The sequence below is a fragment of the Bacteroides salyersiae WAL 10018 = DSM 18765 = JCM 12988 genome (assembly GCF_000381365.1).
Taxonomy (GTDB): Bacteria; Bacteroidota; Bacteroidia; order Bacteroidales; family Bacteroidaceae; genus Bacteroides; species Bacteroides salyersiae.
In genome coordinates, this window is the sequence record NZ_KB905466.1 from 2593611 (window position 1) to 2607076 (window position 13466).

The window sequence follows — 13466 nt, forward strand, 5'->3', positions numbered from 1 at the left end:
AATTTATGATTTTATTGGATAAGGCTTGCTGCATCTATCTGTTGCAATGCAAAAGTATATGCTCCTAATGCAATGGCTTTATTGGCACCCAATGAGGATACAATTACCCCGATACGTTTATTGCAATCATATAGAACCTTTTTGTCGGTAGAAGGCACTTGGATATGGACGGCTCTGTTTTCCATAAACCTCCTGTAATCGTTTGCGTCCTCCAGATTGCAGACATCCATCTGTAAACAGGGAAATTCCTGCCCTGCAAAAGTGGAGACGGATTGTTTCATCTCTCTCATTATACCCGGCAGAATGTATTTAGCGGCTCCCGCTATGCCGCCACCGATTACTACCAACCCATCGACAATGTGAAGCGCTTGGGTAATGGCTGCTCCGGCCATTTCGCCTAATTCTTCAAAGCTTCTCACGGCCGCCTCACGATTTCCGGAATGCAGGCCTTCTGCAATATCGTAGATATCTTTAGGAGTCAACTTTGAAGCATCTTCACCGCTAAGTTCGGTATATACCCGGCGGACGGCTCTGATACTTACACTTTCTTCTGCTATCAATCCGGGATATTTTTTATTGCGCATGATCCATACGTCACCACCACATCCGTTGTCGCCCGTCAGCAGGCGATTGTCGATAACCACTCCTGCACCGAACCCTGTTCCCAAAGTGATTCCCAATAAGTTTTTATATCTTTTAGGACTACCGGCGGCAGCAAGTTTTTCGTTTATGGCAGGTAATGCACCGGCCAGTGCTTCACCATACGCAAATAAGTTACCATCATTATTAATAAAAACGGGGATTTTAAATTTCTCTTCCAGATATGGTCCTAAAGCTATTCCTCCCCGGAAAGCCGGGAAGTTGGGCAAATCTCCAATGATCCCGTTTTTATAATCGGCAGGCCCCGGAAAAGCAAAGCTAATTGCAACCGGGGTGTCTTCCAACTGATCTTTAACCAAGCTAAACCCTTTTAGCAATGCAGACAAACATTTATCCAGGTTATCAGAAGTAGCCGGAAGACAGACCGGAGTTACAATTTCTTTACATTCTCGAATGGCAGAGAATACAAAATTGGTACCCCCTGCATCCAGAGTCAGTACAATACGCTGATCATGTTTATACATATGATAATAGAATTAAGTTAACCTTACGTTTTTATCAGAATCTCACATAAGCTTTAATAGTCGCACATTCTTTACCGGCAGACTTGCCATAAGGGGAAATGATGTATTCGTTTACATTTGCCGGAATGATAAATGTTTCGGCATAATGAACCACAAATGGCTTAAACGCTCCGTTGGGACTTTCGATGATGGCTTCTTCGCCTTCTATCAGATTCAAGACATTCACACTGTTGTTCGTATGGTGTGTCACAGGTTTGGTAAACCAGTGGCGGCGGGTTTCGATGAATTCATTCGGGTGCAGCCCTGTTCTTTCTTCTCTCCAGCCGTCTCCTTTGGAAATCTTTGTCAGATGGTTGGCCAAATGCTGTTTGACATATTCCGTATCACGTTTCCAGTCGATAACTTCTTTTCCTCTTTCTACGTTTATGGGGCGTGGTTTTCCATCTAATCCTAAACGCTGCCAGTCCCATAACTTGAAAGTAAACAGGTTAGGAGTAGAACTGATTTCAAGTACCAATGCTTCTGAGCCGGAACAATGTACGGTTCCGCCCGGAATCAGATAATGATCGTGTTTCTTTGCGGGCAGTTTATTCACGTACTTCTCCGTATTGAATACTATTTCTCCTTTTTGGGCTTTCCGCAAGTCTTCAATCATTTCATTTTTATCGATACCCGTCTTCAAACCGAGGTAAACGGTAGCACCTTCTTTGGCATCCAATAGATAATAGCTTTCATCCTGTGTGTAGTACATGCCAAAGTTTTCGCGAATGAATTGTGTCGTGGGATGTACCTGTACACTTAGATTACCGCCACCTACCGTATCGAGAAAGTCGAAACGGATGGGAAAGTCTTTTCCGAAACGCGCTTCTACCGGCTCACCCAACAATTCTCTTGTTTTTAAAAGTACGAGATCTACCGATGGCAATTCGAATCGTACACCATTCACTTCGAAATAGAGGCTGTTTTCTTCGGGAACACAATCGAAACACCAACCGTAATTTTCTTTTTCCGGATCGAGATCGCATACTTCTTTCATCCATTGACCGCCCCAGGGAGCCGGATCAAAGAAAGGAACTACGCGGAAAGGAGAATGAACCGTCTCTTCGATTCCTTTGAAAAAAGTGGTTTGATCAATCATTTTAGGCTCAGTTGCTATGTGGGTGTCTAACCAGAAGTCAACCTTGTCAAACAAACTTTCCTTGTATTTATCGCATACTCTCCAATCATTGAAGTAGCCTCTTTTATATTGCAGGGATACTGCGTCTTTCCGGTTGTCTATCCCCAATGCTTTCACTTCATGACGGCGGAAACGCTGTTGGATTTCCCAACGCGCCATATCTGCATAAATCAATACGGCTTCGGCAGGGACTACCATGGCGGCTCCGCTTCCCACAACCACTACTTTTCCTTTTGTCGCAATTACTTCCTCACGCGCTTTCTTCAGTTTGTCCTGGTCAAAATAATCGTTTAGCGTGATATTAGTCACGTAGCCAAATAAGACGTCATCCGTCATAAAGCGGGCTGTCATAGCTTTAATCTCACTTTCCGGTTTCATCAGGTCGCGGGTATCGATAAATAGGGCGGGGGATAAGCGATGGAGTTCATTTATTACTTCTTCCTCATATACCCCTGTATAAAAATCAACGGCTAAAGCCGGATAGGCCTTTAAATGTTCTTCCAGTAGAGAACAGATATTCTCCCATCCTTGAATTACAGTTCCCGAAATTTTAGTAGATGGAAACCGGTCATAATTTGCTTTTCTCATAATGATATGTATTCTTTATAATTTAATTATAGTTCCGGTTGCAGCCAGAAACTATAGGCATGATATCTCAGTAAAACCAAATATTCGGAGTGTACCGGCTTTCCCCAAGAGTTATCGCCACCCACTCCCTTTTGTGCATAGTCAATATTCAAATAATAATTTTGCTCTTTTACCATATTGACGGAAGAGCGCATCCGGGCGCCGTCATTAGTGAAATATCCGTCTTGTCCGGTGAACTGAATATTAAAACAGAATATCGGTTCACCCGTTATTTTCAGTGCATGCCCATCGGGACTTTTTAATTTCAGCCACCGGACATCCGTGCGATAACCATTCTCCTGAGGACGGATGTAGTTGTAAGGAAGTTCACTGACGGGCATTTCGTATTCCCCTACTAATGCGGAGGTTTTACGGTCTGAGTAGTTTTCCCAAGGACCACGGCCGTACCATTGAGCCAATGATAATTCAGAATTCATATTCACTACCTGGCCAATTCTGGGTATGGACATATTGGATTCTCCGTTGTAATAATTCGGTGTAAAATAGTTATCTACCCGGATGCTTCCATCGGCATGTACAGTGTAGTCCGTATCGAAGAAAATGGTATGCTGCGGCTTTTCCGAAACGGTAAATTGTGTTTTAACGTGCACTTTTATCTGTTCGTATTTTTTCTCCTTTTTAGAAACGGCAGTGGCAGGTTCTACCGTAACTTGCAATACTTGCATTTTGGAAATAGCATTCTTCCAGACATTATTCTCGCTGTCCCAATCGTCATTGTCGGTATTTACACGCCAAAAATCCGGAACAAGAGATGATTTCAGATAATCGAAGCCTTCATAACGAAAAGAACTCAGTCCTCCTTTCCGTTTGTCGAAGATTAGGTTTAATCCGCGTTCTCCTTTTATATCGATTATCGTATCGTTCTCTTGATAGGTCAATGTTTTGTTTAAAGTATTACCGACAGTTATTTTTCTGACCGGATGATTCAAAGCGATCTGATCATAGGCTATTGTCCAACCTTTGGGTAACAGATCCTCCGCTTCTTTCAACTTGAATTCAACGTTTAAGAAATATTCATGACAGTCAGAAAGGGCTGTCTGATAGGGTATGGTCAATAATCCGGCGGAATGAGGAGCAAGGGCGAACGGTATGGTACCGTTTTCTACAGTTTGTCCGTCTTGCAAAAGGCTCCATGTCAACTGATACTTATCTGCATTGGTGAATGAGAATGTATTCGTGACTTTAAAGACCTTTTCTCCCAGTCCACTCTTTCGTACCCGTAAACTCTGCAATACTTTTTTAGCTTCATACGCGTGCGGGTTGGGTTTTCTGTCCGGAGAGAATAATCCATTGATGCAGAATGCACCGTCGTTACGGATCTTTTCCTGTCCGAATCCGCCACCATATTCATAATAATGCACTCCATTGTGATAGGCATCCATTCCTTGATCTACAAAGTCCCATATAAAGCCTCCTTGTAATACCGGATAAGTTTCTATCAAATCCCAGTAATCTTGGAAGTTTCCAAGACTGTTGCCCATTGCATGGGCGTATTCGCATTGGATAAGAGGTATGCGTGCATCCGGCGATAAGGCATAATTTTTCATCATTTCCCCTTTCATATACATGGGGCAGTAAATATCCGTATGTGGTAATGTTCCGGCCTGTTCGAACTGCACTAACCGGCTTTTATCCAGTGCCTTCAACATTTTATAGCCTTTGACAAAGTTGACTCCGTCACCACATTCATTACCCATAGACCAGATAATGACTGACGGATGGTTTTTATCTCTTTGGAACATACGGTTCATGCGATCCAGGTGAATGTCTGTCCACTCCGGATCACAAGCGATATGTTTTTGCGGATCTATTACATTTTGTAGAGCCGCCCCTAAACCATGCGATTCGATATTGGCTTCATCCACAACATAAATCCCGTATTTGTCACACAACTCATAAAAATAAGGGTCGCACGGATAGTGGCAAGTGCGAATTGCGTTGATATTAAATTGTTTCATTAACCGGACATCCTTCTCCATCGTCTCACGAGGAATATAATGTCCGTATTTAGGATGGTGCTCATGTCGGTTAGCCCCTTTGATGTAAACAGGAACTCCATTGACCAGAAGTTGTGCATTCGCTACTTCCACTTTACGGAATCCTACTTTACATGAACTGTATGTCGTATTGCCGTTCGCTTCTTCGACACCGATCAGCAATGTATATAAATTGGGTGTTTCTGCTGTCCAGTGTGAACAGCCTTCGATCACCTGCTTCAGATTCATAGTTTGTTCTTTCAGTCCGGGCAACACTATCTTTTGCTGCTCTGCCCAGATCTCTTTATTTTCCTTGTTGAGTAAAGAAAAAGAGACATTGACTGATGTTTTGCGTTTTTGGGTATTTTTGAGTGTATAGTTCAACTCCAGTTCCCCGTTCTTGTATTGTTCATCCAAATCGCCTATAGCGAAGAAATCTTTCAGGAATACCGGAGAGGTGGCATACAGCCACACATCTCTTTTGATGCCTGCCAACCGCCAGAAATCCTGGCATTCTAAATAAGAGCCGATCGAAAAGCGATAGACTTCGATGGCAATCACATTTTCTCTTCCCGGTTGTATATAAGAGGTGATATCGAATTCTGCCTGCATTTTCGAATCTTGAGAATAGCCGACCTTTTGTCCGTTCACCCAAACATAAAAGGCAGACTTGACAGCACCCAAATGCAACACCACCCGTTTCCCTTCCCAGGCAACGGGAATATGTACTACACGTCGGAACGCTCCTACAGGATTCCATTCCGTAGGAACCCGATACGGGTAGGGGTCTATATAATTGAACTCGTAAGGATGATTCATATATAGAGGCTTGTCGTATCCTTGTAAGGGCCAACTGCCCGGTACGTCAATATCGTCCCATTGTGATACATCGAATCCTGTCTGGTAAAAATCTACCAGGCGTTCGGCCGGTTTTTCGCAAAAATGAAACTTCCATTTGCCATTCAACAGTATATTATCCGGGGTATTTTCATAACCACCTTTCAGTGCTTCGGTTCTATCCGAATAGTACCAGAATGTTGCACGTCCGCTCTCTCTGTTTACTCCTGTCACGCGAGGATTTTCATACTCTTTCTGTTGTGCAGACAGGGCGGTACATACAATGGATAATGCAATGTATATTAAAATTCTAATGACTTTCATTCTTCTCTGTTTAAACGGTCTGACCCTAAAAAAGACTCCCCGATACATGAATATATAGTTCGCTACTTATGTATCAGGGAGTATTCATACCTATTGATAAAACTTTATACTATTTATTTACAATACTTCTTGCTACAATTTCTCCATTTACCGTTTGTATTTTTGCAATGTACATACCCTGAGGCAATGCCATAGAACATTCATTCATGTTTCCTGCCTTTTCTGCAACAAGGGTTCCGGCTGCTGTATACACATCCACCTTGTTCAGGTTGTTTCCTTTGACATAGATGCTTCCGTCGGTGGAGTATACAGCTATGCCGCTCTTGTTATCCTTTAATTCATTGATACCGGTGCTGACCTCTTCGCGTGCATCAAATTCGTCATTTAAAATAATTTCGTCAATGTAGAATTTTCCAGCCGGATTATCCCAGTTATCTTCTCCATTAAAGCCAAACAGGAATTCGATTGCAGAGATTGTTTCACCTTTCAATTCAGAGATATCGAATACAAAGTCCTCCCAACTGGTAGCGTCATAAGGCATATATTCGGATCTGGCCTGATTACCCATATGGTCTTTTACAATTACTCGTACTGTCTGCCCGCCGGTATACATCATTATATGCAGGTTGGTATTCGGATATTCGGCTTTCACCAAGCCGTTGATAGGCAGTTGCAAAGCATGCCACCAAACCGCAGATGCCGGCTTATCATAACACAAAACCTTTTTTGTTAAATTTACAGCCTCAGAAGACGGATTATCGACTACCGTGCAAGAAGCATTCGGATCCATCGAACTCCATTCCATCAGATTTTTTGCAGTCATGTCCGGATCATCAAAATTCGCGATGTCTGTAATCTCAAGTATTTGTGCTCCATCCGGATAGGAAGAATCCATCAACTGAAAATCATCCAATAAATATTTGGTTTCCGGTACGGCGCCCGGACCGTTCCATTGTAATTCGGGTTGTATGACAATTTTGCTGATTCCCTTGCCTGCCTGGACATAAGAGGTCAGATCAAATACAAAATCTTCCCAGCAATTTGCTTTTGTATTATTGAATTGTGCTTGGAAATGTCCGTCCTGTGTGCCTTTTTCGTCATAAACATGCACTTCACTGGCATCTCCGATTCGGGTGCGATACATCTTAAAATGAAGATATACGTGCTTGTCGGAAGCCGGCATAAAGTATTCTCCTTCTGCCGGGGCGATGTGTAGTTTGTGCCACCAGTCATGCTGGTTGGTTGCTGTAAGGGCAAAGCATTTTTCCGATTTATTAATTCCGCTTTTCTGAGGGTTTTCTTCAACACCCATTGTTTCACTTCCGGTTCCTTCATAAGTAATGTTTTCCAATACTAAAGAACTGCCTTCGAAGTTTTCCCACATGGGGGTAGAAATTTGTGCATGAATACCTAATGCAAACAACGCTGTACATAAAGTAATAATTTTCCTTTTCATGATAAGTTATTTAAAGTTATACAATCTGTTTTGAAAACGGCTGCAAGGTAGCGAGGAATAGAAAAACGGAGATTCACACTTGTAACATTCACTCGCTACCTGGTAACAACCTACTTATTTTATGTATTTTATGCCCGTTACAGACATTGGAGCGAGGGTTATGACACTTTTTTTATCAGTGGAAATAATATTCTCACCATTTATTCCTTTTTCGGTATAAGTTACTGTATGCTTCTCGATTCTCGAATGGTCTGAATTGGAAGAAAGGGCCACTTTTATAGGTGTCTGGTGATTGTTTATGAGGATTGTGGAGTATTCTCCTTCAGCATTTATGATTGAAAGTACATTCAAATGCTCTGCTGCTTCTGCATAATCGGTCTGTACAACGCGGTTTTCGCCTTTTCCCAATCCGAGCGTTTTGGAAAGTAGAGTAAATACATATGCTTTGGGCAGTAGTTTTCCTTCTTTGCTTCGAACGTCCCAACTATAAAGCCCGTGTGCATCCGATGAAATTCCCTGTTCTGTTGTTCCGTTTTCGGCAAATGCCTGCAAATAATTCCAATGCATGGCTCCTGTCAGCCCGTCGCGCATCCAGTTGACGAGACAGTTGGCTACAAAGAGGTGTGATTTTGAGCCGGTATAGGTTATGGAGTCTGCAGCGTTACTGATAGATGTGCTCCATTCGGTGAAATAAACCGGCAGGTCGGCGTATCCGAATTTCCCTAACAGATTTTTGACTCTTGTTACAGTTTCCTGTTCCGTAGGAATGCCATAATCGCCATATACATGATGAGAATAAAAATTAAAGTTATCCTTGTTTATACGTTTATCCGCGAAGAAATCACGATTGGTGCTGCCACCGACTCCACCGTCGGAATGAGTGACAACAGAGGTCCCTCCCATCGGCATATCCGGCGTAATTTCCCGTACCACCTTTACACAGGTCATATAGATATCTGCCAATGCCGCACCGGCCGATGCATAAGGACTTTTATCAATGGTCATGAAATATCCCGGTTCGTTGTATACTTCTACCCAGTCTATATATTTGTGATAACGGCTATATACCTTACGCACAATATCGGCATAAACATCGAGGTCCATAGGAACCCCTTTACTGGTACCGTTGTATGCCAGCCATCCCGGACAATAGGCAATGATCATCATTACTTTCATGCCGCTTTTCTTAGCCCGGACTGCCAGTTCTAAATCCGAAAAATCCCATGTATCGGGGTTTTGTACATCGTTGACGTTATTGATGTAATCTTGATAGGTAATATTTGCCGGTAAGATTTTTTCAAGCCACATATCGCAACGGATACAATTGAAACCGGCATCCGTCAGCTGGGGTAATATTTTATGGGAATGAGGGAGCGACGGATTCTGGCATCCTCCGAAGAGCATATTTCCGCATGTATTATTCACTTGGCCAAAATCGACGGAGACTTTTAACGCATCATCGATCTCGTCGTCGGTAGTGAACAGCACTTCGCTCAATCCGAAGGCATTTCCACCCCAATTACCGTTGTTTATCGTTTTTGAAATAAGAAAACGGACATACTGTGCTTGTACACCGGATAAGTTTATCGGAGAATTTTTCCCATCATTCAAATTAGTTGCTTTCAGTTCGCTCGTACCCGAAGCCTGCGCCAACTGAAACGGATAAGATGCATCCATTGTATAACCGGGCTCTGCCGGAGCCGGTAACTCAGTCCAATTCGTTTTGTCTGTGGAATATTCAATACGCATATTCTTCACTCCTTTATTCAGATTGTCCGGCTGATTGAAATTCCAGATATACAGATTCTGTAAATGATATGATTTTTTCAGGTCAAATGTCAGTTTCACATCTCCTAAAACTCCTGTTCTGCTACACCACATGGTAGAACCGTTTGAAGCATTGTCGTGAAAAGCGTTGGCCGAATTTTCCGATAACCCCGAATTGTTTACTAAATTCTCTGAGAGCATGATACCGTCCGAATTACTGGCAGATACTCCCACAAAAGGAATTGTGTTTGTGCTGCAAACCGTGTTTAACGGGAGCAGCCCCCAAACAATAAGTAATGCATAACCTATTTTATTCATACTATTCTGATTAAATTCTATTTATAAAATTGAATGGATACAGCTTTACAATACAATCTTCATTGTCTCGTTGTGCCCGTCTTTATTGACAACAATCAGGTAAACTCCCTTTGGGTATTCTTGTAAACTAATAGATTGTGAATAGTCTCCCGAAGTGTTCTGTTCGGTTAATAAATCGATACCCGAAAGGTTTTTGATACTGACATGCTCCCAATCTCCGGAGATCGATAAGTTTTTTGTATCGGGAGCATAGTATAGCTTCAGTTGTTTGGAAGATGTTATTTCTTCCACTGAACTCGGAAGATCGCCCGTAGTGAATGTCAGTGTTTCTCCTTCTATTTTAATGTCGGAGATTGCAATATCCGCCCGGTCGCCATTACTAATAAAAGGATAGGGATTGGAAGCCGCACTAAATATGTTTCTTCCGTTTATATCCGAGAATAATGCTTCATTCAGATCACCGGCCTGGTCGATTTCTCCGTCTTTCCGGAATACATAAAACTCTGGAACCGGCTCTGTGGAACCGTTTTTATCAGTATGTACCCGGTAAATTAATAATCCGGACTCGGGCAAATACCTTTCATAAGCGTTTTGGTTGTTGCGGTATTCTAAAACAAAGAATTCTGTCGGATCATCTGTCAGAATTTTATAAGCATTCTTTTCCGGTTTATCGGCAGAATTCAAAGTGTAGGTAGCATGGCTTCTGATAGCCGGGATATCTTCTACCCATGTACCTCCGGAATATTTCCAACGGTTGTATACCAACGGAAGAGTCAGTTCCGGCCCGTCCATCACATCCCACATGCCGACAGGGCGGGGATATTCCGAACGGGAGCGATACAGATAAGGGAAGCCCAGTTCGTTCAGTAAGAAACGGCAATGAGTGGCCAGAGAGCTACGTTCATAAAGAATGGTATATTTCTTTATTTTCTTTCCTCCCAGTTCAATATCTCCGTTGGCATTTATAAAACGTTCGGACAGTTCTCCATTCTGAGGTGAATGTACTCCTTTGTCCGTGCCACGGCTTCCGCCTCGGAAAACCATTACGAAATCATCTATATATCCATCGGCGTCCCGGTCGTATAGATTGCCGTCTACCTGTGAAGTTATTTTTTCTGCAAGTTCTCTTATGATAAAACCGATTGAAACGTCTGCAAGTCCTGCACTGATATCTTTCCCTTTACATTCCGGAAAACTCTTTGACCAGTCACTGTCGTAACAGTAAAAACAGTATTTCAATTCATAAGAGTGTTCCGAAGACGTTGGTTCGTTCATTGGGAAAATGGAAGAGTTTATTTTCAATTTCCCATTAGACAGGGCCTTGAAATAAGATTGTACCGACATTTCACCCGGACCGTTAAAGAACTCCTCATAATAACTCTGCGGTTCTTCGAAGTCCGGATCATTTTGGAAACGGGCGAGAACAACAATTCTATTTCTTTCGTCCGTTTGGCTATCGCCGGTATCGGCAGCTACCAGACTGGCAGTATGCCCAAGCAACAAATAACAAATAATAAATCTTATCACTTTCATAATCAATCCTTTCGTATGTTATAAAGGTTCATTACCCATCTCAAGTTCCAATCGTCCGCCATTCACCAATGCGCTAAATGGAATACGGAAATTCTTTAACAGCTTTCCATTTAACCGGGCACTACGGATATAGCGGTTTTCAGGTGAGTTATTCACCGCCTCTATCACAAACTCTTTACCCGGATAATAGCGGGAATCCAGAGCAATGGTAATCTTATTGAATAGAGGAGAGGTTATATCGAGTTCCGAATCAGCAGTTACGCCCCCATCCATTTCGAACAGGCCCATAGCCGACATGACAAACCAGCCGCCCATCTGACCTTCATCTTCATCTCCTTCCCAGCCTTTATAGGGAGAGTCGCCATAGAACCGGTCGAGTATCTCTCTTGTGTAATTCTGGCATAAAGAAGGTTTATCCAGATAGTTGAATATAAATGCAGAGTTCATATTCACTTCATTTCCCTGATTGATATAAAACTCGGCCGATTGCCCCATGGTACGGTCGAATACGTGTGCGGCAAAATTGTGTTTTCTCGACTTTTCAAATCCGTCGGACAATCGTTCCAATGCTTTTTCCTTTCCAATCAGTTTTATCAGTCCTTTGATATCATGAGGTACATACCAGGAGTATTGCCAGGAATTTCCTTCAATGAAACCGGCATTGGAGAATACATCGAACTGATCGTCCCAGTTCCCCAATGAGTCTCTGCGGCATACATACTTGTATTCGGGATGAAATACATTTTTATAGTTCATGGAACGCTTTTCCAGAAAGGTGGCATCCTTTTTCTTACCGAGTGCTTTTGCCAATTGTGATACACAGAAGTCATCATAAGCATAATCCAGTGTCTTGGATACCACATTTATCTCGCTGGGCATATAGCCGTATCGAGCATAAGCATCCAGATCGATCTGACCGTAGGTTCCTCCGCAGGGATGTTCGCCACCGGGATTCGTTACCATTTTGTGAACGGCTTCGTAAATGGCATCCCCGTCTTTACGTATCTTTTTCTGATAGGCCGCTACCATCAGGGCAACTTCGTGGGAGCCTTCCATGATGCCGGAATACTCAATGCCGGCCGGTCCTTTACTTGTCCAACCGGTATGTCGATACATTTCTAACTGTGTTGTCACCCAATTGTCTATAATCTCCGGAGAGACGATAGACCATAAACCATTCAGGTTCCAATAAGAATTCCAGAAGGCATCTCCTCCGTACATGGCCTGTCCCGGTTTCAACTGCTGTATGTTTTCACAGGCATCCCGGTATTTGCCATCTATGTCATTCCAAGTTTGCTTGCCTGCATAGGCACGATACAGGTTGGTGTAGAATTTACGTTTGTCCTGCTCTTTTCCTCCTTCTACTTTGATCTTTCCCAACAGGCTGTTCCAGGTTTGACGTGCATTGTTTACACATGCTTCGAAATCCCATCTGAAAGGTCGGATCATTTCTTTCTCCAGATTCTGCCTGGCTCCTTCTATGCTGACTAATGACAGCCCCGTCTGTATCAGGATTTCTTCATTCTCTGCTGTCTTGTAAGTCACGTAAGCTCCCATTTCGTCTGAACCGGAAATTTTGTTTATATTCTCTGTTACTTCCGTGCCTTTCCAACCATTGAAAGAGTCGAATGGCTTGCTGAAACGGATAGAGAAATACAATGTCCAATCATTCCAACGGCTCCAAGCACCCGATACGCATTTGGCATATCCTTCAATCCGGGTGTCGCTTACTTGTTCTATAGTTGCTTCTTTCACCGAGAATCCGTAATCCCATTCGGTAGGGAACAAAAGGTCCATCAGAATCCTTGAATCGGTACATTCCGGGAATATGTATTTCTGGAAGCTGCAACGGGTAGTGGCTGTCATGGCAGCCTTTACCCGATGGTCATACAACTCTACTTCGTAATATCCCGGAGACGCTTTTTCCGTCTCTTTTAATATACGTGAATGATAGCCGGCATTAGCCCCTTTGTAGGGAGCGTCCGGTCCCGGATTTTCGATGGTAAAATCTGCGGTTGCAGGCATCATCGACAGGCCGCCCATTGTCCAGGCATGAATGTGGCTGAATGCCGAAACACTGTTAATGGCATATTCGTATCCGCCCATCCAGCGATTACCTTGGTTATCCGGGCCGATTTGTACCATACCAAACGGCATTTGTGCATAGGGGCCGAGCATCCAGCGTGAATTGGAAGTTCCGATGAAACAATCTACATAATCTACCGGCTCTTTCCCGTTAGCATTCGTTTGAAATGCTGTGAATAAACAGCATAGAAAAACAGTCAATTTATACTTTACCTGCATAA

Annotated in this window: 7 protein-coding genes; all 7 read right to left on the reverse strand. The window is 43.0% G+C overall.

The window, feature by feature from the left end; all coding sequences use genetic code 11:
- Positions 1 to 11 precede the first annotated feature (11 nt).
- Complete coding sequence (locus HMPREF1532_RS09575; protein ID WP_005928302.1) at positions 12 to 1124, reverse strand: ROK family protein; 1113 nt, start codon at positions 1122 to 1124, stop codon at positions 12 to 14.
- Positions 1125 to 1158: 34 nt separating this feature from the next.
- A complete protein-coding gene (locus HMPREF1532_RS09580) occupies positions 1159 to 2889 on the reverse strand; it encodes a class I mannose-6-phosphate isomerase (RefSeq protein WP_005928304.1) in 1731 nt (576 codons plus the stop codon).
- Positions 2890 to 2915: 26 nt separating this feature from the next.
- Positions 2916 to 6086: a glycoside hydrolase family 2 TIM barrel-domain containing protein gene (locus HMPREF1532_RS09585; RefSeq protein ID WP_005928307.1), complete on the reverse strand. Its 3171-nt coding sequence runs from the start codon at positions 6084 to 6086 to the stop codon at positions 2916 to 2918.
- Between the two features lie 109 nt (positions 6087 to 6195).
- Entirely contained in the window at positions 6196 to 7542 is a 1347-nt protein-coding gene (locus tag HMPREF1532_RS09590) for a T9SS type A sorting domain-containing protein (protein WP_005928310.1), read from the reverse strand.
- 114 nt (positions 7543 to 7656) lie between these two features.
- On the reverse strand, positions 7657 to 9627 hold the full coding sequence (locus tag HMPREF1532_RS09595; protein ID WP_005928311.1) for a discoidin domain-containing protein: 1971 nt from the start codon (positions 9625 to 9627) through the stop codon (positions 7657 to 7659).
- 45 nt (positions 9628 to 9672) lie between these two features.
- On the reverse strand, positions 9673 to 11160 hold the full coding sequence (locus HMPREF1532_RS09600; RefSeq protein WP_005928313.1) for a T9SS type A sorting domain-containing protein: 1488 nt from the start codon (positions 11158 to 11160) through the stop codon (positions 9673 to 9675).
- 18 nt (positions 11161 to 11178) lie between these two features.
- Positions 11179 to 13464: a GH92 family glycosyl hydrolase gene (locus tag HMPREF1532_RS09605; RefSeq protein ID WP_005928315.1), complete on the reverse strand. Its 2286-nt coding sequence runs from the start codon at positions 13462 to 13464 to the stop codon at positions 11179 to 11181.
- Positions 13465 to 13466 lie beyond the last annotated feature (2 nt).

Coding starts and splice junctions, on each gene's coding strand:
- HMPREF1532_RS09590 (WP_005928310.1), bottom strand. CDS start 7,542: ATGAAAAGGAAAATTATTACTTTATGTACAGCGTTGTTTGCATTAGGT.
- HMPREF1532_RS09605 (WP_005928315.1), bottom strand. CDS start 13,464: ATGCAGGTAAAGTATAAATTGACTGTTTTTCTATGCTGTTTATTCACA.
- HMPREF1532_RS09575 (WP_005928302.1), bottom strand. CDS start 1,124: ATGTATAAACATGATCAGCGTATTGTACTGACTCTGGATGCAGGGGGT.
- HMPREF1532_RS09580 (WP_005928304.1), bottom strand. CDS start 2,889: ATGAGAAAAGCAAATTATGACCGGTTTCCATCTACTAAAATTTCGGGA.
- HMPREF1532_RS09600 (WP_005928313.1), bottom strand. CDS start 11,160: ATGAAAGTGATAAGATTTATTATTTGTTATTTGTTGCTTGGGCATACT.
- HMPREF1532_RS09595 (WP_005928311.1), bottom strand. CDS start 9,627: ATGAATAAAATAGGTTATGCATTACTTATTGTTTGGGGGCTGCTCCCG.
- HMPREF1532_RS09585 (WP_005928307.1), bottom strand. CDS start 6,086: ATGAAAGTCATTAGAATTTTAATATACATTGCATTATCCATTGTATGT.